Below are 23438 nucleotides of genomic sequence, written 5' to 3' on the forward strand. Positions count from 1 at the left end.
TTTTGTCGCGCACCCGTTAACCCCATAAGGCTGCCGTGGCAACCGCACCTTGTTGGAGCATGACCTTCGCCGAAAACCCGTTCCCACTTGTCGGGATCATGCTCTGGAGGTCAGGATTGTTGGTGAGGAGGCCGGCCGGAAAGTCATCTTTCCGGCCATGCCCGAAACTATTCCGCCGCCACGCTCATGCGCATGCGTTCCATCTCGATCAGCGCGCGGCGATACTCCACCGGCATGATTTTCCGGAATTTCGGCCGGAAGTTCTGCCAATCGTCGAGGATTTCGCGGCCGCGTACCGAACCGGTGAAATGCACGTGGTTCGAGATCAACTGGTAGAGCCGTTCCTCGTCATGGCTGGTCATGTCGCCCGACACGTCGACGCGGCCCTTGTGGTCGAGGTCGCCGCCGTGATGGAGCAGCTTCTCCATCAGGTCGTCCTCTTCCGGAACCGGCTCGAGCTCGACCATCGCCATGTTGCAGCGCTCGGCGAAATCGCCCTTCTCGTCCAGCACATAGGCGACGCCGCCCGACATGCCGGCCGCGAAGTTGCGCCCGGTCTTGCCGAGCACGACGACGATGCCGCCGGTCATATATTCGCAGCCATGGTCGCCGACGCCTTCGACGACGGCGGCCACGCCGGAATTGCGCACGGCGAAACGCTCACCGGCGACGCCGGCGAAATACGCCTCCCCTTCGGTGGCGCCGTAGAGCACCGTGTTGCCGACGATGATCGAGTCCGCCGCGACGATCTTGGCCTCTTGCGGCGGCCGGATAACGATGCGGCCGCCCGACAGGCCCTTGCCGACATAGTCGTTGCCGGCGCCGACCAGCTCGAAGGAGACGCCGCGCGCCAGGAAGGCGGCGAAGGACTGGCCGGCGGTGCCGGTCAGCTTCACCTTGATCGTGTCCTCGCGCAGGCCCTTGTGCTTGAAACGCTTGGCGACTTCACCCGAAAGCATAGCGCCGACAGATCGGTCGACATTGCGGATCGGCAGCTCGATGGTGACCGGCTGCTTGGCGTCCAGCGCCGGCTTCGCCAACTCGATCAGCTTGCGGTCGAGCACGTCGTCGATCGGATGCTTCTGCCGCTCGGTCCAATGCAGCGCCTCGTGCGGCGCGTCCGGCTTGAAGAACATCTTGGAGAAATCGAGCCCGCGCGCCTTCCAGTGTTGGATGACGTCGCGCTTTTCCAGGAGATCGGTGTCGCCGATGATCTGGTCGATATGGGTGAAGCCCATGTCGGCAAGCAGCGCCCGCACCTCTTCCGCCACGTAGAAGAAGAAGTTGATGACGTGCTCCGGCGTGCCCTTGAAGCGCTTGCGCAACACCGGGTCCTGCGTCGCCACGCCGACCGGGCAGGTGTTGAGGTGGCACTTGCGCATCATGATGCAGCCGGCCGCGATCAGCGGCGCAGTCGAGAAGCCGAACTCGTCGGCGCCGAGCAGCGCGCCGATGATGACGTCGCGCCCGGTGCGCAGGCCGCCATCGACCTGCAGCGCGACGCGCGAGCGCAAGCCGTTGAGCACCAGCGTCTGATGCGTTTCGGCAAGGCCCATTTCCCACGGGCTGCCGGCATGCTTGAGCGAGGTCAGCGGCGAAGCGCCGGTGCCGCCGTCATAGCCCGAGATGGTGATGTGGTCGGCGCGCGCCTTGGCGACGCCCGCCGCGACCGTGCCGACGCCGACCTCCGACACCAGCTTGACCGAGACATCGGCCGCCGGATTGACGTTCTTCAGATCGTAGATCAGCTGCGCCAGATCCTCGATCGAATAGATGTCGTGATGCGGCGGCGGCGAGATCAGGCCGACGCCGGGCGTCGAGTGCCTGACCTTGGCGATGGTCGCGTCGACCTTGTGTCCGGGCAGCTGGCCGCCCTCGCCGGGCTTGGCACCCTGCGCCACCTTGATCTGCATGACGTCGGAATTGACCAGATATTCCGCCGTGACGCCGAAGCGGCCCGACGCGACCTGCTTGATCGCCGAGCGTTCCGGATTCTTGCCGCCGCCGGGCAGCGGCAGATAGCGGTCGGCCTCTTCGCCGCCCTCGCCGGTGTTCGACTTGCCGCCGATGGCGTTCATGGCACGCGCCAGCGTGGTGTGCGCTTCCCTGGAGATCGAGCCGAACGACATCGCCCCGGTCGAGAAGCGCTTGACGATCTCGGCCGCCGGCATGACGTCCTCGATCGCGACCTTCTTGCGGCCGGTCTCTTCCGCTGTTCTGATCTTGAACAGGCCGCGAATGGTCTGGGCGCGCGCGGTCGCGCTGTCGATCTGCGCCGAATACTCCTTGAACGTATCCCAGGAGCCCTGCCGCACGGCGTGCTGCAGGCTGGCCACCGCGTCGGGCGACCACATATGCGCTTCGCCGCGCATGCGGAACATGTATTCGCCGCCGACCTCGAGATTGTTGCGCAGCACCGGATCGCTGCCGAAGGCATCACTGTGGCGGCTGAGCGTCTCGGTGGCGATCTCGTCCAGGCCGACGCCTTCGATCAGCGTCGCTGTGCCGGTGAAATACTTATCGACGAAGTCTGACTTCAGCCCGATGGCGTCGAAGATCTGCGCGCCGCAATAGGACTGGTAGGTCGAGATGCCCATCTTGGACATCACCTTGAGGATGCCCTTGCCGATCGACTTGATGTAGCGCGAGACCACCTCGTATTCGTCGACCTCTTCCGGCAGCTCGCCACGCTTGTGCATGTCGAGCAGCGTGTCGAAGGCGAGATAGGGATTGATCGCCTCGGCGCCGTAGCCTGCCAGGCAGCAGAAATGATGCACCTCGCGCGGCTCGCCGGATTCCACCACGAGGCCGACCGCGGTGCGCAGGCCCTTGCGGATCAGGTGATGATGCACGGCCGCCGTCGCCAACAGCGACGGTATCGCGATGCGGTCCGGCCCGACCTGGCGGTCGGACAGGATGATGATGTTGTAGCCGCCGGCGACCGCCGCCTCCGCCCGCTCGCAGAGCCGGTCGATGGCGCCCTGCATGCCGGCGGCACCCTCGTTCGAACCATAGGTGATGTCGATCGTCTTGGTGTCGAAACGGTCCTCGGTGTGGCCGATGGAGCGGATCTTTTCCAGATCGCCATTCGTCAGGATCGGCTGGCGCACTTCGAGCCGCTTGCGGCGCGACGTGCCGACGAGGTCGAAGATGTTGGGCCGCGGCCCAATGAACGATACCAGGCTCATCACCAGTTCCTCGCGGATCGGGTCGATCGGCGGGTTGGTGACCTGGGCGAAGTTCTGCTTGAAATAGGTGTAGAGCAGCTTCGACTTGTCCGACATCGCCGAAATCGGCGTGTCGGTGCCCATCGAACCCACCGCTTCCTGGCCGGTGGTCGCCATCGGCGCCATCAGAAGCTTGGTGTCTTCCTGCGTGTAACCGAAGGACTGCTGGCGATCGAGCAGGCTGACATCCTTGCGCAGCGCGCGCGGCTCGACCGGCTTCAGGTCTTCGAGGATGAGCTGCGTGTTGGCGAGCCAGGTCTTGTAGGGATGCCTGGTCGCGATCTCCGACTTGATCTCCTCGTCGGAGACGATGCGGCCCTTGGCGAGGTCGATCAGCAGCATGCGGCCGGGCTGCAGCCGCCACTTCTGCACGATCTTTTCCTCCGGCACCGGCAGCGCGCCGGCCTCCGACGCCATGATGACGCGGTCGTCGTCGGTGACGATGTAGCGCGCCGGGCGCAGGCCGTTGCGGTCGAGCGTGGCGCCGATCTGGCGGCCGTCGGTGAAGACCACTGCCGCCGGTCCGTCCCACGGCTCCATCAGCGCCGCATGGTACTCGTAGAAAGCCTTGCGGTCGGCATCCATGAGCTTGTTGCCGGCCCAGGCTTCCGGAATCAGCATCATCATGGCGTGGGTGAGCGAGTAGCCGCCCTGGAACAGGAACTCGAGCGCGTTGTCGAAGCACGCCGTGTCCGACTGGCCTTCATAGGAGATCGGCCAGAGCTTCGAGATGTTGTTGCCGAACAGCTCGGAATCGACCGAGGCCTGGCGCGCCGCCATCCAGTTGTTGTTGCCGCGTACGGTGTTGATCTCGCCATTATGCGCGACCATGCGATAGGGATGCGCCAGCTTCCACGACGGGAAGGTGTTGGTCGAGAAGCGCTGGTGGACCAGGATCAGCGCCGTCTCGAAGCGCGGATCCTTGAGGTCCTTGTAATAGGCGCCGACCTGGTAGGCCAGGAACATGCCCTTGTAGACGATGGTGCGCGCCGACAGCGACACGCAATAGGCGCCGACATCCTTGTTGTCGTTCTCGGCATAGATGCGGCCCGAGATCACCTTGCGCAGCAGGTAAAGCCGCGCCTCATATTCCTCGTCGTCCGGGATGTCGGCCGTGCGGCCGATGAACACCTGCCGATGGAACGGCTCGGACGCCACGATATCCGGCGCCTTCGACAGCGACGAATTGTCGACCGGCACGTCGCGGAAGCCGATAAGCGGCAGCCCTTCCGACTGCGCGGATTCGGCGATGATCTCTTCGATATGGGCGCGCAGCGCCGCGTCCTGCGGCATGAACCAGTGGCCGACGCCGTATTGACCGGCCGGCGGCAGTTCGACGCCCACGACCGCCATTTCTTCGCGGAAGAAAGCGTCCGGGATCTGCACCAGCACGCCGGCGCCGTCGCCGACCAGCGGATCGGCGCCGACGGCGCCGCGATGGGTGAGGTTTTCCAGCATCGCCAGGCCGTCCTCGACGATCCCGTGCGATTTCACGCCCTTCATGTTGGCGATGAAGCCGACGCCGCAGGCGTCGTGCTCGTTGCGCGGATCATAGAGGCCCTGCGCGGTCATGCCGTTGGCGGTTCGCAGCCCTTTGGCCAGGACGGTATTTTTAACGGCTGCCGCTTTCGTCTGCGCGGCCTGGCCGTTGATCGCAGATGGCGTCAGTTCCGTCATCGTCCTATCCTCCGTTCTCCACCTTGGCCCCGATTGTCTCAGGACGCTGGTTTGCCTTGGGAAGCATGATGCTTCCCCTTCATGTTGCTGCACGTCTCGCGAAATCCACCGAACCAAACGGCTATACGCCCGGTTCGCATCCGGTATCGTACAGGCCAGAGCCGGGCCGTCTACCCGCCGCTCGCGACAATGGCCGGAATGGCAGCGATGATACGCCAGTCCGGCCTGTTTTGTGCGACAAAATAAGACAGCACTACTGTCCTAAATTTTTTATGGCAGAAATCAGACAGCCGCACAAGACCGATTCACAAAAAACTTGGGCGCTGCGCGACACAAAATTTCGTGACAGGCGCCGGAAACGCAAGCTTTGGTCCAGGCATTTTGGCGTCGATTGCTGGCTTCACCGCTTTGCCCACGATTGGCCCTTGCGCTTCGACTGCCGAAGCGATCAAGTCCCGCCGCTTTCGCCAATCACAATACGGACTTTTCGATGTTCTTTGCATCCGACAACTGGGCGGGCGTCCATCCCGACATTTCGGCCAACCTGTCGCGCCATGCCGCAGGCATCGCGACCGCCTATGGCGACGGCGATCTGGACCGCGCCGTCTATCGTCGCTTCAACGAGATCTTCGAGCGCGAGGTGCAGGTCTTCTTCGTCGCGACCGGCACGGCGGCCAACGCGCTTTCGATGGCTGCGTTGAACCGCATCGGCGGCATCGCGCTTTGCCATTTCGAAGCGCATATGAATGTCGACGAGTTCGGCGCGATGGGTTTCTACACCGGCGGCGCGCGCATGGCGCCGGTGGCGGGACCGCTGGGGCGCATGACCCCGGAGGCTCTCGACCGGACCATCAAGCGATATTCGCAGGACCTGGCCCCCGCCGGCCAGCCGATGGCGGTCACCGTGACCCAGGCGACCGAGGTCGGCACGGTCTACAGCGTCGACGATGTCAAGGCGATCGCCGAGGTCAGCCGCCGCCACAAGCTGCCGCTGCACATGGACGGCGCGCGCTTCGCCAATGCGATCGCAGCGACCGGCGCCAGCCCGGCCGAAATGACCTGGAAGAGCGGCGTCGATCTTATATCCTTCGGCGGCACCAAGAATGGCTGCTGGATGGCCGATGCGGTCGTGGTTCTCAATCCGGATGTCGGCAAGGATCTGCGCCTGCTGCGCCAGCGCGCCGGACAGACTTTTTCCAAGGCCCGCTTCATCTCGGCCCAGTTCGAGGCCTATTTCACCGACGATCTGTGGTTGAGGATGGCAGGCCACGCCAATGCGATGGCCGCGCATCTGGCCGAGACGATCGAGGATGCGCCGGCCGGCAAGCTCGCCTGGCTGCCGCAGGCCAACGAAGTGTTTGCCATTCTCGGTCGGGCCACCGCGGAAAAGCTGCAAGCGGCCGGCGCCAAATTCTACGAGTGGGGCGTGCCGCAGGGGTTCGATGGCCACCTCGGCGACAATGAAGCGATCTACCGCTTCGTCGCCAGCTTCGCCACCACGACGCAAGAGATCGACCGTCTCGGCCAGTTGCTTGGCTGAGCTTGCGGCACTCGGGAGCAGCCAGATGACCAAGCCGTCTCTCGGCTCGACGATGCGGCTGGTCCGTCCGGCGCCGAACGTGCTGGGCTTCTATGACGGCCGCATCGAAGGCGTTCGCATCTGGTCGCACGAGCCGAACTGGCTTGACGACGGCGCTTACACGCTTGGCATCTGCACCTATGCGATCGTCGACGGCTCGCAGGCGCTTGTCTATGACACGCACATATCCCTGCCCCATGCCCGCTTCATCCGGAAAACCCTTGAGGAGATGGGCGTAACCTCGATACGCGTCGTGCTCAGCCACTGGCATGACGATCATATCGCCGGCAACGAGGTGTTTGAGGATTGCGAGATCATCGCCAACCGCCTCACCGCCTTGGCGCTCGAACGCAGCCGGGCCGACATCGAGGGCGGCAACCCGCCGATCAAGCCGCTCGTGCTGCCCAACAGGACGTTTGACAACAGCCTCAGCCTGACGGTCGGAGCGATCCCCGTCGAACTGCGCCAGGTCGAGATCCACAGCCATGACGGCACGGTGCTGTTGATGCCTGACGCCGGCCTGCTTTTGGCAGGCGACACGCTGGAAGACTCGGTCACCTATTTGTCGGAGCCGGAGCGCCTGAGCGAGCATCTGGTCGACCTTAGGCGCATGTCCAGTTGGCAGTTCGATCGAATTCTGCCCAACCACGGTTCCTTTGAGGCGATCGAAGCCGGCGGCTATGACAGAAGCTTCATCGACGCCACCGAGGCTTACGTCCGAAAGCTGCTTGCCTGCCGGCAAGATCCCGACCTAGCCAAGCAGGATCTGCGGACCTTCGGCGCCGAGATTTTCGCCACCACGGCGACCGAGTATTTCGCGCCATACGAAGCCGTTCACCGGCGGAATGTCGAAGCCGTTCTTGCGGCAAATAATAAGTAGGCCCCTGCAGCTAGGCCATAAAGGGCCGCAGCAACAACTCGACGCCGAGCAGGACCAGAAAAATCAGGAACCAGCGGCGAAAAGTTGCCGGGCTGATCTTCCGGCGCAGGATTTGCCCCAGCCACATGCCGAGCAGGGCCGGCAGCACGGCAAGCGAGGACATCGCCAGATGTCCCGCCTCGAAGACGCCATGCGAGGCAAGGCCCAGCGCCAGGGCGATCGTCGACACCGTGAAGGAAAGACCGAGCGCCTGGATCAGATCGTCCCGGCTCAAGCCGAGCGCCTGGATGTAAGGCACGGCGGGCACCACGAAGACGCCGGTGCCGCCCGTGACCAGGCCGGTGAGGAAACCCGCGGCCGGCGACGACCAGCGCTCGCTTTTCTCGGGAACGACAGGCTGCCGCGCGAGCAGGCTATAGGCGGCATAGACGATCAATGCCGCGCCGAGACTTGCCGTCGTCCATTTGACATTGTCGCTGGCGAGCAGCCGCGAGCCGGCGATCGTGCCGATCAGAATGCCCGCCATCATCAGCCAAAGCCGGCGCAGGACCGCCGAAAAACTCGGGCCGGCGAAAAGCTGCCAGACATTGGTGACGAAGGACGGCACGATCAGCAGCGACGCCGCGGTCACGGGTGGCATGATGGTGCCAAGCAATCCCATGGCCAGCGTCGGCAGGCCCATGCCGGTGACACCCTTGACGATACCGGCGAGCAGGAAAGTGATTGCAACGGTGAGTGTCAGCAGCAGGGAAAAATCGGACATCGCCCTTCATGATCCGCCGCTGCATGCTTCAAAAGAGCCAGAACGGCGCGTTGCCGGTGGCACAATAAAAAGCGGCGCCTCGCGGCGCCGCTTTCGTCTCGGGAGGGAGACGTTGTCTACTACGGGCCCCGCGGGTTACGCGGCGGCCTTGGTTTCGATCTGCTTGGCCTTGTCCGCGGACGAGGTGATCGCGATCTTGCGCGGCTTCAGCTCCTCGGGAATGTTGCGCTTGAGGTCGACGAAGAGCAGCCCGTTCTTCAGCGTGGCGCCTTCCACTTCGACGTGGTCGGCCAGCTGGAAGCGGCGCTCGAAGGACCTCGAGGCGATGCCGCGGTAAAGCAGCTCGGAACCCTCGCTGTTGTTCTCTTCCTTGCGCTCGCCCTTGACGGTCAGCACGTTGCGGTGGGCTTCGATCGAAATTTCGTCTTCCGAGAAGCCGGCAACGGCCATCGAGATGCGATAGGCGTTCTCGCCCGTGCGCTCGATATTATAGGGCGGATAGGTCTGCGCGGTCTCGGGCTGGCCGAGCGAATCGAGCATGGTGAACAGCCGGTCGAAGCCGACGGTCGAACGATAAAGCGGGGAAAAATCAACGTGACGCATGAGTGTTCTCCTTTTGAGCAACATGGTTTGCGTATGACCCGTTGCGAAACCCTCGAAAGGCGTTCCGGATAGGCCAGCGGCCCCGACATCGGCGGCCACAGCATTCATTTGGGAAGCTCAAAAAGCCATTTCAAGGTTTTCCTTGGTCGCAATGCAGCCACGTTCATGAACGGTGGATGAACCACGGCTTCGGCATCCGTTCAGTCATGCGGCATTAGGCTTTGGTCAAGTTCGAGCAATTCCAGGAAAAGTGTGAAGCGGTTTTCCGTCCGAAATTGCGTCAAGACAGAGAGACAAGCGGCGCCCCCCTTCCCTGCGCCGCGACGAGGCCGAACCGGGTGCAACGTCCCTTCCTCCCGGATCGACAGAGGCCGGAAGTGCACCGCAGGCACTTCCGGCCTTCCCCGCGCTACAGCGCCGCGCGTCCTCTGGACGCGCTAAGGACGCAGTAGCCCTTTTGATTTCGCGCATGATCCTTTCCGAAATCGATTCTGATTTTCGGGGTCATGCGCGGCAACCGCGTAGATCCTCGCAACGCCTTTGCTTTTGCCGCCTGGCCGTCTATCACCATGCCGACGCCTCGCCCGTCCGGGCAAAGAACAAGCAACGACGCCGCATGACGGATCTTTTCCATCTGACCGAGGACAATCCCCCGCCGCAGAATGCCGCGGGCGGCTTCTTCACCACACGCGACGGCAAGAAGATCCGCTATGGCGTCTTTGCCGCTGTCAGCCGCCCGCTGCAGGGCACGGTGGTTCTGCTGACCGGGCGCAACGAATGCATCGAGAAATATTTCGAGACCATCCGCGATCTCGCCGATCGCGGCTTCGGCGTCGCCATCCTCGACTGGCGCGGCCAGGGCGATTCCAGCCGCCTGCTGCGTGACCGCCAGCGCGGCTATGTCCGCAGCTTCCGTGACTATACGCGCGATCTCGAGCAATTCTTCGAGGAAATCGTGCTGCCCGACTGCCGCGGCCCCTATTACATCCTCGCGCACTCCACGGGCGCGGTGATTGCGCTGCTTGCCTCGCCGTCGATGGTCAACCGGGTGCGACGCATGGTGCTGCTGGCTCCTTTTCTCGAGGTGCCGGACCTGCCGGTCTCGATCGCCACGGTCCGGCGCGTCTGCACGGTTTTCTGCGCGCTGGGTCTCGGCCGGCTCTATGCCGCGCTCGGTCCGCGCCCGAAAGTGCCGCCCGCTTTCGAGGTGAACAAGGTGACCTCGGATCCTGCGCGCTACCGGCGCAATGTCGGAATCTACGAGGCCTGGCCGCAGCTCGCGCTCGGCGGTCCAACCATCCGCTGGCTGAGGGCCGCCGCCGCGGCCGCGAAAGCCGTCAGCGATCCGGATTTCATGGCAAGGGTGAAGGTGCCGATGCTGATCGTCGCCGCCGGCGCCGACCGGGTGGTCTCGACCAAGGCGGTGGAGGCCTATGCCAGGAAACTGCGCGTCGGCTCGCTGTTGATGATTGACGGCGCGCAACACGAGATCCTGCAGGAGAAGGACATCTACCGCGAGCAGCTCCTGGCGGCTTTCGACGCCTTCATCCCCGGCACGGGTGATGCTCCCTGAGCGCGCCCGATCAGCCGCGCAGCGCCGCCATCGCTGCCGCATGAAGCTCGGGCGTCGCGGCCGCCAGTATATCGCCGCCCTTCTCCGCCGGCCCGCCTTCGAAAGTGGTGATGACGCCGCCGGCCTTCTCAATGATCGGGATCAGCGCGACGATGTCGTAGGGCTTCAGGCCCGGGTCGGCGACGATGTCGATGCTGCCGGCCGCCAGCATGGCGAAGGCGTAGCAATCGGTGCCGTAGCGGGCGAGCTGCACCTTTGTCTCGAACTGGTCATAGCGCTTGCGCGCATCGCCCTGGAACAATGCCGGCGTAGTCGTGAACAGCGTCGCTTGCGCGAGTTCGGTCGTCTTGCGGGTCGCGAGCCGGCGCGGGCCGCCCGGTCCTTCATAATGCGACCCGGAAGCGTTGGCGTAGAACAGCTCACCGGTGAAGGGTTGCGACATCATGCCGGCGACCGCCTCGCCGTCGACGGTCAGCCCGACCAGCGTTCCCCACACCGGGATGCCGGAAATGAACGCGCGGGTGCCGTCGATCGGGTCGATCACCCAGACATGTCGGCTGGCGAGGTTGTGGCTGCCATGCTCCTCGCCGAGGATGCCGTGCTCGGGATATTCGGACGAAATCAGCGTCCGGATCGCGCGCTCGGCTTCGCGATCGGCCTCCGTTACCGGATCGAAGCTTCCCGTAAGCTTGTTGGTGACCGCCCCCTGGCTGCGGAAGCGCGGCAGGGTTTCGGCGGCGGCGGCATGCGCGATGCGCCGCATGAAATCGGTGCTGATATCCAAGTCGCTCTCCCCCATCGCGGCCGTTGCCGGCTGCCTGTTTCTCGCCGAACAGGCGCGCTGAAGACCGGTCAGACGCCCGTTTTCTGTTGCCCGAATGTCACATCTGAGCCGCCGAAGCGGAATTTCCACATCATATTGAATTAAAAAAGCCCGCTGTCGATTGACATTTGTGCGGCGCACAATAATTTTGTCATCGGACAGGTTTTCCTGTCCATGCCCTCCTTGGGCGTTTCCTCCCTAGACTTCGACCGTGTCGTGAAAACGATGCGGTCTTTTTTTCAGGCAATTCCAGGAAAAATGTGAAGCGGTTTTCCGTCCGGAATTGCGTATACAAGAACTCGGCGCGCCAACCGCGCCGTCATTCCGCCGCAAGCGGCAAATCGACGAAATGGTGGTCGGGCATCGACATCAGGTCGGCCGAGAAGCGGGTCAGGTCGCAGGCCAAGGCGTCGAAGCCGGCCGATTTCTGGAACGTCCGCTCGTCCATGTAAAGCCCGCGATTGACCTCGATCTGCAACGCATGCAGATGCCGCGCCGGCCTGCCGTAATGTTCGGTGATGAACCCTCCCGCATAGGGCTTGTTATGCGCGACGGTGTAGCCCATGCGGACAAGCAGGCCGATGGCCATCTCGGTGAGCGCCGGCGAGGCCGAAATTCCGAACCGATCGCCGATGATGAAGTCGGGCCGCACGCCGTTGTCGCCGACGCGTATACTGGCCGGCATCGAGTGGCAGTCGATCAGCACGGCATAGCCGAACCTGGCATGTGTTCTGGTCAGGAGCCGCTTCAGCGTCTCGTGATAAGGCTTGTACACCGCTTCGATGCGCGCCACCGCCTCGGCCAGCGGCAGGCGGCCGGGATAGATATCGAGGCCTTCGCCGACAAGCTTCGGCACCGTGCCCAGCCCGCCGGCGACACGCGCCGAACGGATGTTGCAGAAGGACGGGACCGGCTCTGCGAACATGCGCGGATCGAGTTCCCACGGCTCGCGGTTGACGTCGAGATAGGCGCGCGGAAAATTGGCCGCCAGCAGTGGCGCGCCGAGCGGCACGGCGCCGCCGAAAAGCTCCTCGACATAGCAGTCCTCCGACCGGCGGATGGCGTTGCGGTCAAGCCGCGCCATGGCCAGGAAGCGCTCCGGATAGTGGCGGCCGCTATGCGGTGAGTTGAACAGGAAAGGGACGCGCTGCTCGGCGCCCGATCGGATTTCGAAGGGTGGGACGACCGAAAAATCCTCGGCTGCCGTTTTCAATTTGCACGAACCAGGAAACAGCACTGCATCATGACGTAAAACTTGCCACCTTGCGTGCGGCATGTCCAGCATTTCGGGCGACGAAACCGCAGCTTGAACCGGATGCGGGACGCCCTTCATTCACTTGATGTTTACCGACACATCCTCATATACAGCATGGTTAACAGCCTTGCCCGGCGGCAGGCTTGGGGCGGGTGATTCGGACGGGATATGATGGCACGCATTCTGCTGGCGGAAGACGACGACGATATGCGCCGCTTCCTCGTCAAGGCGCTGGAACGCGCCGGCTACCAGGTAAGCGATTTCGACAATGGCGCCAGCGCCTATGAGCGGCTGCGCGAAGAGCCTTTCTCGCTGCTCCTGACCGACATCGTCATGCCGGAGATGGACGGCATCGAGCTTGCCCGCCGCGCCACCGAGATCGATCCGGACCTCAAAGTGATGTTCATCACCGGCTTTGCCGCAGTCGCGCTCAATCCGGATTCCAAGGCGCCCAAGGACGCCAAGGTGCTGTCGAAGCCCTTCCACCTGCGCGATCTCGTCAACGAGGTCGAGAAGATGCTGCAGGCGGCCTGAGCCACTTCGGCAGGCATCGACGACGCGCCGCGCCGATGCGACAAACGGAAGCCGTCTTTCCACATTCCCGCTATTGACGCGCCGGATCAAAAGTGGTGTATGCGCGGCTTCGGATGGGCGTGTAGCTCAGCGGGAGAGCACTGCATTGACATTGCAGGGGTCACAAGTTCAATCCTTGTCACGCCCACCATCCTACCACTAAATTAGCCGATCTCCGCCAGTGGACCCCGAGCACACCGGCTAGGTATATTGCAGCCTCCGCCCGGCTCTGGTCGCGCGGGGCACGTCAGGGCTAAGCTCCTCCAGCGCCACTGTTGCCGCTGTGTTACAGCGCAACCCTGAAAGCCATGCTATCAACCCTTAGGTGCAATGGCGGATCGGGAGCCACAGGCGAATTATGAGGAAAGTTCTACTCACGTCGGCAATGCTTGTTGGGTTTTGTTCGCCAGTCTTTGCTGCGGATGCATTGTCGGTCGAGCCCACGTCCTACAATTGGACTGGCGCCTATATCGGCGCAGTGGCCGGCGTCAATTTTCTCCAGGGCGATGTGACGATCCCCAATAACGATCCTAGCGAATACGATGGTGATAGCACCTCGGCATCGGTTGGCGGCCAAGTAGGCTATCAATACCAGTTCGACAACAATTTCGTTCTCGGAGCGGAGGCCCGCCTGGTTGCGGTGTTCAACAAGAAGACGGTGCCGACAATCGACGCTGAAACGTTCGAGACCGCTGCCGATTGGCAAGGCGATATCGTTGCGAAGGCCGGATATGCGATGGGCAATTTCCTACCCTACGTTAAGGGCGGCGTGGCCTTCCTGCACCTGCACGATACCGGATATAGCGTTCTCGGTTTTGGCGATACCAAGTTTGACAGGACTTATACCGGCTGGACGATCGGTGTCGGCGCCGACTACGCGCTCAATGACAAATGGGTTGTCGGCCTTGATTACGCCTACGCGCATTTCTCGGATCATAATTTCCAAGACGACAGCGCGTTGGTTGGTCCAACATTCGTCAAGCCCAGCACCCATACGGTTTCTCTGAGTCTGAACTACCGCTTTTGATCTCCCTAATGCAGCCGCGGCAAAGACCGCAGCGGCGGTCCCTATATTCGAATCCCCGCCTTCCAGAGTCGCAGCCGCGCCTTCGCCAGAGGACCGGACTGAGGCGTCGTCAATGGCCGTATGTGCCGTTTGATTCTCTTGAACAAGGCATTGGCCGGTTCCGCCTCCAGCGACTTCGCAATCATCCGCAGAGCCGGCTTCACCTTCCCGAATGTTGCATGGAGAATATGCGCCGAACACGCCGCGGCGTAGGGATGCCCCTCTGCGGCCGCCGCGAAGAAGGACTCGAAATCCTTCGACATGACATCACCGCGCCATGTTCGGCAGACCAGCACGCCAATCGCGCGCAACGGCATTGCGGGAGAGGCTTCGAACTGTCCTGTCATGAGCGCCTTCAAAACGGCTTCGCCGGACCGATAGTCGCGTTCGCGAAAAAAGGCCGCCGCGATTTTGAGCGGATAGACGTCGTTGTGCGGATCCAGCGCGTGAGCCTTTTCCAGGATGTCTGATGTCTCTTGCTCGCGCGGGATTGATTTGATCCTCGAGATCGAGAAACGCGGTTTGATAGCCGAAGGCCGCCTCGAGCGGGTGGTAATCGCCCTGATGTCGGCTGAGTTCGGCCAGAATCATTTCCGCGGCTCTCGAACCGTCGAACAAGGTTTTCGGATGGACGAGACCGACATCGCCCATCATCGATGCGACGGACGCATAGACGCTGCCGCCTGCATAGATTTTCTGGCACCGCGCCATCAGCCTCATCTCGAAAAATGCCTTGAGCGTCTCATCTGCGAATTCCGCCGATCCCAGATCGTCGCCCAGCAAGGCTCCCGTTTCCGACCGCAGATATTCGAGCGTTTCACGATCCTGACCGATCAGAAGAGTTGTCAGGCCTTTTGACGAAAGCTCTGACGCGACAGCCTTGACCAAGGTCGAGGCCACTACCTTGTCGCTGAAATGCAGCATGAAGCGATACTTGCCGCGCACGATGTCGCCGCTGCGAAGATGCAAAGCGGCGATCGGCCCCGGAAACGGGCACTTGTCGGCGGCGTCGAGCGCCTGATTCACGGTCTTGGAAAACCCGAAACCTCGCAATGTCTCCGATCGTTGGACGAGTTGGGGTCCGCCACGAAAATGATCCAGTATCTCAAACTCGTTGCAGATCCAGCCGCGAAACCTTCGCCGTGCCGCCGCGGCATCGAGACTGGCACGGCTAAAGGCTACCTCTCCGAGAACATCGAAACCCAATGGTTCGACCGTCTCCCCCAGCCAGTGCTTCTCGATGAAATCGGCGGAGAATATCTTGTCGACTTTCTCAACCGAGTGAAATTTGTCGTCATGGATAGGCTTCCAGGCAAAGCCAAAGCGATAGCCGAGCGAGTCGGCAAACGCCTTGGCGTTGACCATAGCCAAAAGCCGGCCGCCCAAACCGTCCTCCCTGGTCGCCGCGATGAGTTTCGATTGAGAATCATGCAGTGCCAAGACGGATATCGCCTTTCTCGACATGGTCGAGGAACCAGGCATAGGTCTGTTCCAATCCATCTCGAAGCGAATAGGCCGGCCTCCAGCCGGTCTTGAACAGGCGCGAGACGTCCATCAGCTTGCGCGGCATCCCGTCCGGCTTCGTCGGATCGAACGCGATCTCGGCGCCGGCGCCGACGACCGATACGACGGTGCCGGCAAGCTCCGCGATGGTGATGTCCTCACCGCTACCGACATTGACGTGGCCGTCGCCGGAATAAGTCTTCAAAAGCCAGACAAAGGCGTCGGCGGCGTCGTCGACATGCAGGAATTCTCGCATCGGCCGGCCCGAACCCCACACCTGCAGGGTCTTTTGACCGGTTAGCTTCGCCATATGCGCCTTGCGCATCAGCGCAGGCACGACATGACTGCTGTCGAGGTCGAAATTGTCGCCCGGACCGTAGAGATTTGTCGGCATGGCCGAGATGTAATCGACGCCATGTTGCCGCCGGTAGGCCTGGCAAAGTTTCAACCCGGCGATCTTGGCGACGGCGTACCATTCGTTTGTGGGTTCGAGCGGGCCGGTGAGCAGCGCGTCTTCCGGGATCGGCTGCGGCGCAAGCTTCGGATAGATGCAGGACGAGCCCAGGAACAGAAGCTTCTGCACCCCGCTGCGAAAGGCGGCCTCGACGACATTGGTCTGCACGACGAGGTTTTCGTAAAGGAAATCCACCGGGAAGCTGTCATTGGCCAGGATGCCGCCGACCTTGGCGGCCGCCATGATCACGGCGTCCGGCCGCCGGGCCTCCATCCAGCGGCGCACGCCGGCCTGGTCGAGAAGGTCGAGCTCGCTGCGCGCCACGGTCACGATCTCGCAATCCTCGCCGGCCAGGCGGCGCACCAGGGCCGAGCCGACCATGCCGCGGTGGCCGGCAATGAAAATGCGCTTTCCTTTGAGATCGAAACTCTTGTCCATAAGCGCGGAGTCCTAGGTTGAACTGCCGTTGCGCCAAGTAGCGCCGGCGGTGCGCACCAGGTCGGCCCGAACCATTTCCGCCACCAGGTCCTTGAAGCCGATGGTGTGCGACCAGCCCAAAACCTTTCTTGCCTTGGCGGCATCGCCGACCAGCGTATCCACTTCGGTCGGCCGGAAGTAGCGCGGATCGATCCGCACAAGCGCGGCGCCGGTGGCTGCGTCGATGCCGACTTCATCGGCACCGCTGCCCTGCCAGCGAATGCGGTGTCCGGCCTCGGCGAAGGCGAGTTCCACGAATTCGCGCACCGAATGCGCCTCGCCGGTCGCGAGCACGAAATCGTCCGGCTCGTCATGCTGCAGGATGCGCCACATGCCCTCGACATAGTCGCGCGCATGGCCCCAGTCGCGACGTGCGTCGATATTGCCGAGATAGAGCGTCTCCTGCAGGCCGTGATGGATCGCGGCAACGGCGCGGGTGATCTTGCGGGTGACGAAGGTTTCGCCACGCGTCGGGCTCTCGTGATTGAACAGGATGCCGTTGGCGGCGAACATGCCATAGGCCTGGCGGTAATTGACCGTGATCCAGTAAGCATAAAGCTTGGCTGCCGCATAGGGTGAGCGCGGCCGGAACGGCGTGCTCTCGTTCTGCGGAGTTTCGACCGCATCGCCATAGAGCTCCGAGGTCGAGGCCTGGTAGAAGCGCACCGATTTCTCGAGGCCGAGAATGCGGATCGCTTCGAGAAGCCTGAGCGTCCCCAGCGCATCGGCATTGGCGGTGTATTCCGGCGTCTCGAAGCTCACCTGGACATGGCTTTGCGCGCCGAGATTATAGATCTCGCTGGGCTTCGTCTCCTGCACGAGGCGGATCAGATTGGTCGCGTCGGTCAGATCGCCATGATGCAGAAAGAAGCGCGTGCCGCTCTCATGCGGATCGACATAGATGTCGTCGACGCGCTCGGTGTTGAAGGAAGACGACCGGCGTTTGACGCCGTGGACAACATAGCCCTTGCCGAGCAGCAGCTCGGCCAGATAAGCCCCGTCCTGCCCGGTAACCCCGGTGACAAGCGCAACCCTGTTTGCCAGGGCGACCTTGTCTGCCGGGGCGACTTTGTCCGCCATTGCCATGTGCGCCCGCGCCTATTTTCGGCAAGCGAATACGATTTATCGCCGAAACGCAAATCCCCGCACGGGGAACCTGCTTAAACGCCCGCGACCGCCAGCAGGGTCTTCATCCTGGCGATGGCAAGATCGGGGTCGGCCAGCAGCCCGGCCTGGTCGGAGAGCCGGAAGACATCCGCGTAGTGGCATATGCCGCGCGCCGATTGCATGCCGCCCACCATCGTGAAGTGGTCCTGATGCCCGTTCAGCCAGGCCATGAAGACGATGCCGGCCTTGTAGTATTCGGTCGGCGCCTCGAAGATTTTTCGCGACAGCGGCACGGTCGGCGCCATCAGCGCGTCATAGCCGGCCTTATCGCCCTCCGCCAGCTTCGCCAGCGCGGCATTTGCCACCGGCGCGATGGCGTCGAAGATGCCGAGCAGCGCATGCGAGTGTTTCCTGCCGTCGCCGGCAATCAGTGCGGGATAGTTGAAATCGTCGCCGGTGAACATCACCACCCCGTCGGGCAGCCTATCGCGCAGCCGCACTTCCTTCTCCGCGTCGAGCAGCGATATCTTGATGCCTTCGACCTTGCCCGCATGCCGCTCGATGATGGCGACGACCGTGTCGAGCGCCGCGTCGAAATCGTTGCTGCCCCAATAATTCTTGAGCGCCGGATCGAACATGTCGCCAAGCCAGTGCAGGATGACCTTGCCCGATGCCTGGGACAGCATGCGGTCATAGACGCGGGCATAATCGTCCGGCCCTTTGGCCACCGCCGCGAGCGCGCGGCTCGCCATCATGATCGCCTTGCCGCCCTCGCCTTCGATGAAGGCGAATTGCTCTTCATAGGCGCCGATGACGTCATCGAGCGTCTTGGCCGCAGCCGGCGCCAGGTGATCGGTCCCCGCCCCCGAGGCGAGGTCGGCGCCCGGCACCGTTTTGGCTTCCGCGATCGAGCGGCGGATCAGCTCCTTCGCGCTCGCCCAGTCGAAACCCATCCCGCGCTGGGAGGTATCCATGGCTTCGGCGATGCGAAAGCCGAGCCGCCACAGATGATGACGGAACGCGATCGTCCTGTTCCAGTCGACCGCCGGCCGCGACCACGGATCGGTCATGGCGATGGGATCGGCAACGACATGGGCGGCGGCATAGGCGATGCGCGAAAAGCGTGCGCCCTCGATCGGTTCGACCGGTTTGCCGACAAGCCGGTAGCTGACGCGGTCGCCGTTTGCCGCAGGCAAGGTGATGTCCATGGAACTCTCCCTTGCGGTCGCTATAAATGGAACGTTCCAATAAATCAAGAACCTTTATGATTCACGGCATCCAAGCCGGAAGACATCGTGTCTCCTTTGGGATATCCCTTACATTCATTGACCTTTTGAACCGCTCCAATCAATTTTTCGAATCTCAGCGGAATCGTGATTGACTCGGATTCGGATCGATGACTAGAACGTTCCAATAGATTTTCTCGAAACTTGGAGGACATGACGAGGATGGCCAGCCGGCCCAAGGCGACGATCCTGGACATCGCTCGCGAGGCCGGCGTGTCCAAATCGACGGTGTCGCTCGTGCTGCAGGGCAGCGGGTTGATCCGGCCTGAAACCGCGGTCAAGGTGCGCAAGGCGATCGAGGATGTCGGCTATGTCTACAACCGCGGCGCCGCCAATCTGCGCAAGGCCCATTCCAATGTCATCGGCATGGTGATCAACGATCTCACCAACCCCTTTTTTGCCGAGTTGGCGGTCGGCATGGAGCGCGTCTTCCAGGCGGCGGGCGTCGTCCCCTTCATCGCCAACACGGCGGAAAACCCGGTACGTCAGGAAGAGGTGCTGAAGTCGCTGATGGAACAGGGCGTCGCCGGCCTGATCGTCTCGCCGGCGCGCGGCACCACGCCCGGTACCTTCCGCCGCATCGAGACGGCCGGCGTCCCGATCGTCTTCACCATGCGCAGGCTGCCGGACAGCCGCATTCCGGTGATCGCGCCGGACAATCATCGCGGCGCGGTGCTTGCCGCCGAACATCTGATCCGCAGGGGCCATCGCCGCCTGGCCTTCTTCGGCGGTTCATCCGATCTCGTTGTCTATCAGGAGCGCCTGGGCGGCTTCCTCGAAGCCTGCGAAACGCTCGGCATCCCAGCTTCCGACCGGCTGATCGTCGAGGGCGAGACCAGCCGCAAGGGCGGCATGGCCTGCCTGGAGACGGCCCTTGCCGTGCCGCAGCCACCGACCGCGGCGCTGTGCTTCAACGATGCGGTAGCCTTCGGCGTCATGCTGGCATTGCGCAAACGCGGTCTCGAGGCGGGCGCAGACTTTGCCGTCGTCGGCTTCGACGACGTCGCCGAGGCCGAGCACTACAGCCCGGCGCTGACCAGCGTCGCCGTCGACACCGCAGGCCTCGGCGAGCGCGCGGCGCACGTCATGCTGAAGATGATCCAGTCGCGCACCACGCGCGCCGAGAACCATATCGGTGCCGTCAGCCTGGTCGTGCGGGAAAGCAGCGGCCCGGACCGCAACAGCCAAGTGGGAGACGCGGCGTGAGCGTGCGATGGGGACTGATCGGCGCCAGCACGATCGCCAGACAGTTCATGATCGATGCCATCCGCGCGCAGGCCGACGGCGAGGTCGCCGCTGTGATGAGCTCCAGCCCGGAACGGGCCGAGACCTATGCAAGGGAAAACGGCATCGCACGCGCCGTCTCGTCTCTCGACGCGCTGCTCAACTCGAATATCGACGCCGTCTACATCTCGACCACCAACGAATTGCATCTCGAGCAGGGGCTTGCCGCGATCAAGGCCGGCAAGCATGTGCTGTGCGAGAAGCCGCTGGCGCTGACCAGCGCCGATGCGCGTGAGATGGTTGTCGCCGCGAAAGCTGCCGGTATCGTCTTCGGCACCAATCACCATCTGCGCAATGCCGGCGCGCACCGCGCCATGCGCGAGGCGATCGCCGCCGGCCGCATCGGCAAGCCGATCGCGGTGCGCGTCTTTCATTCCGTCTATCTGCCGGAAAACCTGCAGGGTTGGCGCATCGCCAAGCCTGAGGCCGGCGGCGGCGTTGTGCTCGACATAACCGTGCATGATGCCGACACGCTGCGCTTCGTGCTGGACGACGACCCCGTCGAGATTTCGGCCTTCACGCAAGCCGCCGGCATGGCCGGCGGCGGACTGGAGGACGGCGCCATGTGCATCTGGCGCTTCAAGTCCGGCGTCATCGCGCAGTCGCATGAGGGCTTCACCACGAAATTCGCCGGCACCGGCTTCGAGGTGCATGGCTCGGAAGGCTCGCTGATCGCCGCCAATGTGATGACGCAGAAGCCGGTCGGCTCGGTGCATCTGCGCAGCTCGAGCGGAGAAGAAGAGCTGAGCTTCGACCGCGAGGATCTATACACCCGCTCGCTGCGCCACTTCCATGCCGCGATCCGCGGCGAAGGGCGGCCTGCCGCCACCGGCGAGGACGGCGTCTGGTCGCTGGCATCGGCCGAAGCAGCACTGCAATCGTCGAACACCGGCAAGGCCGTCGCCATCGACCCGCAACTTGGGGGCATCGCGTGAGCAAGCTCGTCTCGGCGGCTTATGCCGCCAGCCTGATCAAGGATGGCATGGTCGTCTCGGTGTCGTCGTCGAGCGGGCTCGGCTGCCCCGACTCCGTGCTTGCCGCGATCGGTGAGCGTTTCGACGCGGAAGGCCATCCGCAAGCGATCACCACGCTGCATCCGATCGCCGCCGGCGACATGTACGGCATCAAGGGCATCGACCATCTCGCCAAGCCAGGCCTGCTCAAGCGCACGCTCTGCGGCTCCTATCCGTCCGGCCCCTCCTCTGCCGAGCCGCCGCAAATCTGGAAGATGATCGGCGACAATTCGATCGCCGCCTACAACGTGCCATCCGGCATCCTGTTCGACATGCATCGCGAGGCCGCCGCCAAACGTCCCGGCGTGCTGACCAAGGTCGGCCTCGACACATTTGCCGATCCGCGCCACCAGGGTTGCGCCATGAACGCCGCGGCCAGCGAGCCGATCGTCTCGGTCGAGCAGTTCGACGACGAGGAATGGCTCTATTTCCGCGCCATCGTGCCCAACGTCTCGATCATCCGCGCCACGACGGCCGACGAGCGCGGCAACCTCACCTACGAGCATGAGGGCGCCTATCTCGGCGGGCTGGAGCAGGCGCTGGCTGCCCGCAACAATGGCGGCATCGTCATTGCGCAGGTCAAGCGCGTCGTCGAGAACGGCACCCTGAAGCCGCACGATGTGCGGGTGCCCGGCGTGCTGGTCGACCATATCGTCGTGGCGCCCGACCAGTTGCAGACGACGCAGACGCCTTACGACCCGGCGATCTCGGGCGAGATCTTCCGGCCGCTGTCGACCTTCCGCACGCCGGAGATGAACATCCAGAAGGTCATCGCGCGGCGCGTCGCCATGGAATTGCGCGACGGCATGGCCGTCAACATCGGCTTCGGCATCTCGGCCAATGTGCCGCGCATCCTTCTCGAGGAAGGCCAGCACGGCAAGGTCACCTGGGTGATCGAGCAGGGCGCGGTCGGCGGCGTGCCGCTGCTCGACTTCAAGTTCGGCTGTGCCTCCAACGCCGAGGCGATCATGCCCTCGCCGCACCAGTTCATCTATTTCCAGGCCGGCGGCTTCGACGCCTCGCTGCTCTCCTTCCTGCAGATCGACCGCCATGGCTCGGTCAACGTCTCCAAGCTCTCGGCGCGGCCGCATGTGACGGCCGGCGCCGGCGGCTTCGTCGACATCACCGCGCGCGCGAAGAAGATCGTCTTCTCCGGCTTCTTCAATGCCGGCGCCAAGCTGTCGCTGGCTGGAGGCGCGATCCGCATCGACCAGGAAGGCAAGATCAAGAAGGTGGTCGCGGAGGTCGAGCATATCTCCTTCTCCGGCAAGCGGGCGGTCACCCAGGGGCAGGACATCACCTATGTCACCGAGCGCTGCGTGATGAAGCTGACGCCGGACGGGCTGATGGTGACGGAACTGGCACCCGGCGTCGATCTCGAACGCGATGTCTTGGCGCAGGCCGAGATCCCGCTCGCTGTGGCGAACGACCTCAAGGTCACTCCTGTGGCGCTTTATCAGGACCGGCCGATCGGCCTGTCGCTCAATGGCGGCGCTTCGCTCGGAGGCGCGCATGGCTGAGCTTGTCACCTTCGAGCGGGACGACGCCATAGGCATCGTCACGCTGCGCCGGCCGGAAAAGTTCAACGCGCTCGACATCCCGATGCTGCGTGCGCTCGAAGCGGCGCTCGACGAAGCGGAACTGGCCGAGGGCGTTCGCGCCGTGCTCATCCGCGGCGAAGGCAAGGGCTTCTGCGCCGGCGGCGACGTCGAGGCCTGGGGTGCCATGAGCGCCGCCGACTTCCAGGTGCAATGGGTGCGCTACGGCCACCGCGTCTTCGATCGGCTGGCGCGGCTCAGGCAGCCGACCATCGCCGTGCTCTCCGGTCATGCGCTGGGCGGTGGGCTGGAACTGGCGGCGGCCTGCGATTTCCGCGTCGCCGAAATGCAGGTCAAGCTCGGCTTCCCCGAAACCTCGATCGGCGTCGTTCCCGGTTGGTCGGGCACGCAGCGCGCGGTACGCCGCTTCGGCGCACAGATGGTGCGCCGGATGGCAATCGGCGGCGAGATTTTCCTAGCAACCGAGGCGCTCGCGCACGGCGTCGTCGACCGGCTGGTCGAAACAGGCAAGGCCTTCGAGGAAGCGAGGGCCTGGGCCGAAAAGATCGCCGAGCGCGGTCCGCTGGCGACCGAGGCCGCCAAGCTAATGATCGGCATCGCCGAGGGCGAGGAAAATGCCGCCGCGACCGAGGCGCTGGCCAGCGGCTTCATCGCGCTGACGGCCGACCTCAAAGCCGGCGTCGGCGCCTTCAAGGCCAAGCAGAAGCCAGCCTTTTCGAGATCCTAGAGAAAAGAT

19 protein-coding genes and 1 tRNA gene are annotated in these 23438 nt (G+C 63.4%); 10 read left to right on the forward strand and 10 right to left on the reverse strand.

Features of this window, described 5'->3' with window-relative positions; translation table 11 throughout:
- Positions 1-167: 167 nt before the first annotated feature.
- Entirely contained in the window at positions 168-4904 is a 4737-nt protein-coding gene (gene gltB / locus LB525_RS03265) for a glutamate synthase large subunit (RefSeq protein WP_224543408.1), read from the reverse strand.
- Between the two features lie 490 nt (positions 4905-5394).
- Here gltB and LB525_RS03270 point away from each other — a divergent pair, with 490 nt between their 5' ends.
- Both LB525_RS03270 and LB525_RS03275 read left to right on the forward strand, forming a co-directional pair.
- Positions 5395-6444 (forward strand): threonine aldolase family protein, encoded by a 1050-nt coding sequence (locus LB525_RS03270; protein ID WP_224543409.1) that lies wholly within the window; start codon positions 5395-5397, stop codon positions 6442-6444.
- A gap of 25 nt (positions 6445-6469) precedes the next feature.
- Positions 6470-7363, forward strand: coding sequence for an MBL fold metallo-hydrolase (locus LB525_RS03275; protein ID WP_224543410.1), 894 nt, complete (start codon positions 6470-6472; stop codon positions 7361-7363).
- A gap of 10 nt (positions 7364-7373) precedes the next feature.
- Here the strand turns inward: LB525_RS03275 and LB525_RS03280 are convergent, their stop codons facing one another.
- Together LB525_RS03280 and LB525_RS03285 are read right to left on the reverse strand one after the other, a co-directional pair.
- A complete protein-coding gene (locus tag LB525_RS03280) occupies positions 7374-8126 on the reverse strand; it encodes a sulfite exporter TauE/SafE family protein (protein WP_224543411.1) in 753 nt (250 codons plus the stop codon).
- 135 nt (positions 8127-8261) lie between these two features.
- Entirely contained in the window at positions 8262-8729 is a 468-nt protein-coding gene (locus LB525_RS03285; protein WP_095766320.1) for an Hsp20 family protein, read from the reverse strand.
- 616 nt (positions 8730-9345) lie between these two features.
- Between LB525_RS03285 and LB525_RS03290 the strand changes: the two genes are divergently transcribed.
- Positions 9346-10302 (forward strand): alpha/beta fold hydrolase, encoded by a 957-nt coding sequence (locus LB525_RS03290; RefSeq protein WP_224543412.1) that lies wholly within the window; start codon positions 9346-9348, stop codon positions 10300-10302.
- A 10-nt stretch (positions 10303-10312) separates the two neighbouring features.
- On the opposite strand, the gene hisN is transcribed toward LB525_RS03290, so the two are convergent.
- Entirely contained in the window at positions 10313-11086 is a 774-nt protein-coding gene (gene hisN, locus LB525_RS03295; RefSeq protein ID WP_224524173.1) for a histidinol-phosphatase, read from the reverse strand.
- A 358-nt stretch (positions 11087-11444) separates the two neighbouring features.
- Positions 11445-12401, reverse strand: a complete 957-nt coding sequence (locus LB525_RS03300; protein WP_095766700.1) for an N-formylglutamate amidohydrolase — start codon at positions 12399-12401, stop codon at positions 11445-11447.
- Positions 12402-12551: 150 nt separating this feature from the next.
- Here LB525_RS03300 and cpdR point away from each other — a divergent pair, with 150 nt between their 5' ends.
- From cpdR to LB525_RS03315, 3 genes are all read left to right on the forward strand, one after another.
- Positions 12552-12914 carry a cell cycle two-component system response regulator CpdR gene (cpdR, locus tag LB525_RS03305; RefSeq protein ID WP_006199474.1) on the forward strand — a complete coding sequence of 121 codons (363 nt, stop codon included), beginning with the start codon at positions 12552-12554 and terminating at the stop codon, positions 12912-12914.
- Positions 12915-13029: 115 nt separating this feature from the next.
- A tRNA-Val gene (locus LB525_RS03310) sits at positions 13030-13104 on the forward strand.
- Positions 13105-13338: 234 nt separating this feature from the next.
- Positions 13339-13980, forward strand: a complete 642-nt coding sequence (locus LB525_RS03315) for an outer membrane protein (RefSeq protein WP_224543545.1) — start codon at positions 13339-13341, stop codon at positions 13978-13980.
- Between the two features lie 41 nt (positions 13981-14021).
- Here the strand turns inward: LB525_RS03315 and LB525_RS03320 are convergent, their stop codons facing one another.
- The 5 genes from LB525_RS03320 to LB525_RS03340 all read right to left on the reverse strand — a co-directional run bounded on the left by LB525_RS03320 (position 14022) and on the right by LB525_RS03340 (position 18768).
- Positions 14022-14282 carry a hypothetical protein gene (locus LB525_RS03320; protein ID WP_224543413.1) on the reverse strand — a complete coding sequence of 87 codons (261 nt, stop codon included), beginning with the start codon at positions 14280-14282 and terminating at the stop codon, positions 14022-14024.
- 4 nt (positions 14283-14286) lie between these two features.
- Entirely contained in the window at positions 14287-15459 is a 1173-nt protein-coding gene (locus tag LB525_RS03325) for a hypothetical protein (RefSeq protein ID WP_224543414.1), read from the reverse strand.
- Positions 15446-16414 carry a GDP-L-fucose synthase gene (gene fcl / locus LB525_RS03330; RefSeq protein WP_140842164.1) on the reverse strand — a complete coding sequence of 323 codons (969 nt, stop codon included), beginning with the start codon at positions 16412-16414 and terminating at the stop codon, positions 15446-15448. The genes LB525_RS03325 and fcl overlap by 14 nt, the downstream gene beginning before the upstream one ends.
- A gap of 12 nt (positions 16415-16426) precedes the next feature.
- A complete protein-coding gene (gene gmd, locus LB525_RS03335; protein WP_224524143.1) occupies positions 16427-17533 on the reverse strand; it encodes a GDP-mannose 4,6-dehydratase in 1107 nt (368 codons plus the stop codon).
- Positions 17534-17613: 80 nt separating this feature from the next.
- Positions 17614-18768 (reverse strand): dihydrodipicolinate synthase family protein, encoded by a 1155-nt coding sequence (locus LB525_RS03340; protein ID WP_224543415.1) that lies wholly within the window; start codon positions 18766-18768, stop codon positions 17614-17616.
- A gap of 240 nt (positions 18769-19008) precedes the next feature.
- Between LB525_RS03340 and LB525_RS03345 the strand changes: the two genes are divergently transcribed.
- The 4 genes from LB525_RS03345 to LB525_RS03360 are packed head-to-tail and all read left to right on the forward strand — an operon-like array spanning position 19009 to position 23429.
- Positions 19009-20052, forward strand: coding sequence for a LacI family DNA-binding transcriptional regulator (locus LB525_RS03345; protein ID WP_224524139.1), 1044 nt, complete (start codon positions 19009-19011; stop codon positions 20050-20052).
- Positions 20049-21065: a Gfo/Idh/MocA family protein gene (locus LB525_RS03350; RefSeq protein WP_224543416.1), complete on the forward strand. Its 1017-nt coding sequence runs from the start codon at positions 20049-20051 to the stop codon at positions 21063-21065. The genes LB525_RS03345 and LB525_RS03350 overlap by 4 nt, the downstream gene beginning before the upstream one ends.
- A complete protein-coding gene (locus tag LB525_RS03355) occupies positions 21062-22663 on the forward strand; it encodes an acyl CoA:acetate/3-ketoacid CoA transferase (RefSeq protein ID WP_224524135.1) in 1602 nt (533 codons plus the stop codon). The genes LB525_RS03350 and LB525_RS03355 overlap by 4 nt, the downstream gene beginning before the upstream one ends.
- Complete coding sequence (locus LB525_RS03360) at positions 22656-23429, forward strand: enoyl-CoA hydratase/isomerase family protein (RefSeq protein ID WP_224524133.1); 774 nt, start codon at positions 22656-22658, stop codon at positions 23427-23429. Before LB525_RS03355 ends, LB525_RS03360 begins: the two co-directional genes overlap by 8 nt.
- The last annotated feature ends 9 nt before the right edge of the window (positions 23430-23438 follow it).

Origin of the sequence: Mesorhizobium sp. CA16, assembly GCF_020165175.1 — a bacterium.
Taxonomy (GTDB): Bacteria; Pseudomonadota; Alphaproteobacteria; order Rhizobiales; family Rhizobiaceae; genus Mesorhizobium.

Bases quoted from the DNA above. Each gene is read 5' to 3' on its own strand.
- LB525_RS03360 (WP_224524133.1), top strand. From the start codon at position 22,656: ATGGCTGAGCTTGTCACCTTCGAGCGGGACGACGCCATAGGCATCGTC.
- LB525_RS03275 (WP_224543410.1), top strand. From the start codon at position 6,470: ATGACCAAGCCGTCTCTCGGCTCGACGATGCGGCTGGTCCGTCCGGCG.
- LB525_RS03345 (WP_224524139.1), top strand. From the start codon at position 19,009: ATGGCCAGCCGGCCCAAGGCGACGATCCTGGACATCGCTCGCGAGGCC.
- LB525_RS03340 (WP_224543415.1), bottom strand. From the start codon at position 18,768: ATGGACATCACCTTGCCTGCGGCAAACGGCGACCGCGTCAGCTACCGG.
- fcl (WP_140842164.1), bottom strand. From the start codon at position 16,414: ATGGACAAGAGTTTCGATCTCAAAGGAAAGCGCATTTTCATTGCCGGC.
- LB525_RS03315 (WP_224543545.1), top strand. From the start codon at position 13,339: ATGCTTGTTGGGTTTTGTTCGCCAGTCTTTGCTGCGGATGCATTGTCG.
- cpdR (WP_006199474.1), top strand. From the start codon at position 12,552: ATGGCACGCATTCTGCTGGCGGAAGACGACGACGATATGCGCCGCTTC.
- gltB (WP_224543408.1), bottom strand. From the start codon at position 4,904: ATGACGGAACTGACGCCATCTGCGATCAACGGCCAGGCCGCGCAGACG.
- gmd (WP_224524143.1), bottom strand. From the start codon at position 17,533: ATGGCGGACAAAGTCGCCCCGGCAGACAAGGTCGCCCTGGCAAACAGG.
- LB525_RS03320 (WP_224543413.1), bottom strand. From the start codon at position 14,282: ATGTCGAAGGATTTCGAGTCCTTCTTCGCGGCGGCCGCAGAGGGGCAT.
- LB525_RS03290 (WP_224543412.1), top strand. From the start codon at position 9,346: ATGACGGATCTTTTCCATCTGACCGAGGACAATCCCCCGCCGCAGAAT.
- LB525_RS03300 (WP_095766700.1), bottom strand. From the start codon at position 12,401: ATGCCGCACGCAAGGTGGCAAGTTTTACGTCATGATGCAGTGCTGTTT.
- LB525_RS03280 (WP_224543411.1), bottom strand. From the start codon at position 8,126: ATGTCCGATTTTTCCCTGCTGCTGACACTCACCGTTGCAATCACTTTC.
- LB525_RS03285 (WP_095766320.1), bottom strand. From the start codon at position 8,729: ATGCGTCACGTTGATTTTTCCCCGCTTTATCGTTCGACCGTCGGCTTC.
- LB525_RS03270 (WP_224543409.1), top strand. From the start codon at position 5,395: ATGTTCTTTGCATCCGACAACTGGGCGGGCGTCCATCCCGACATTTCG.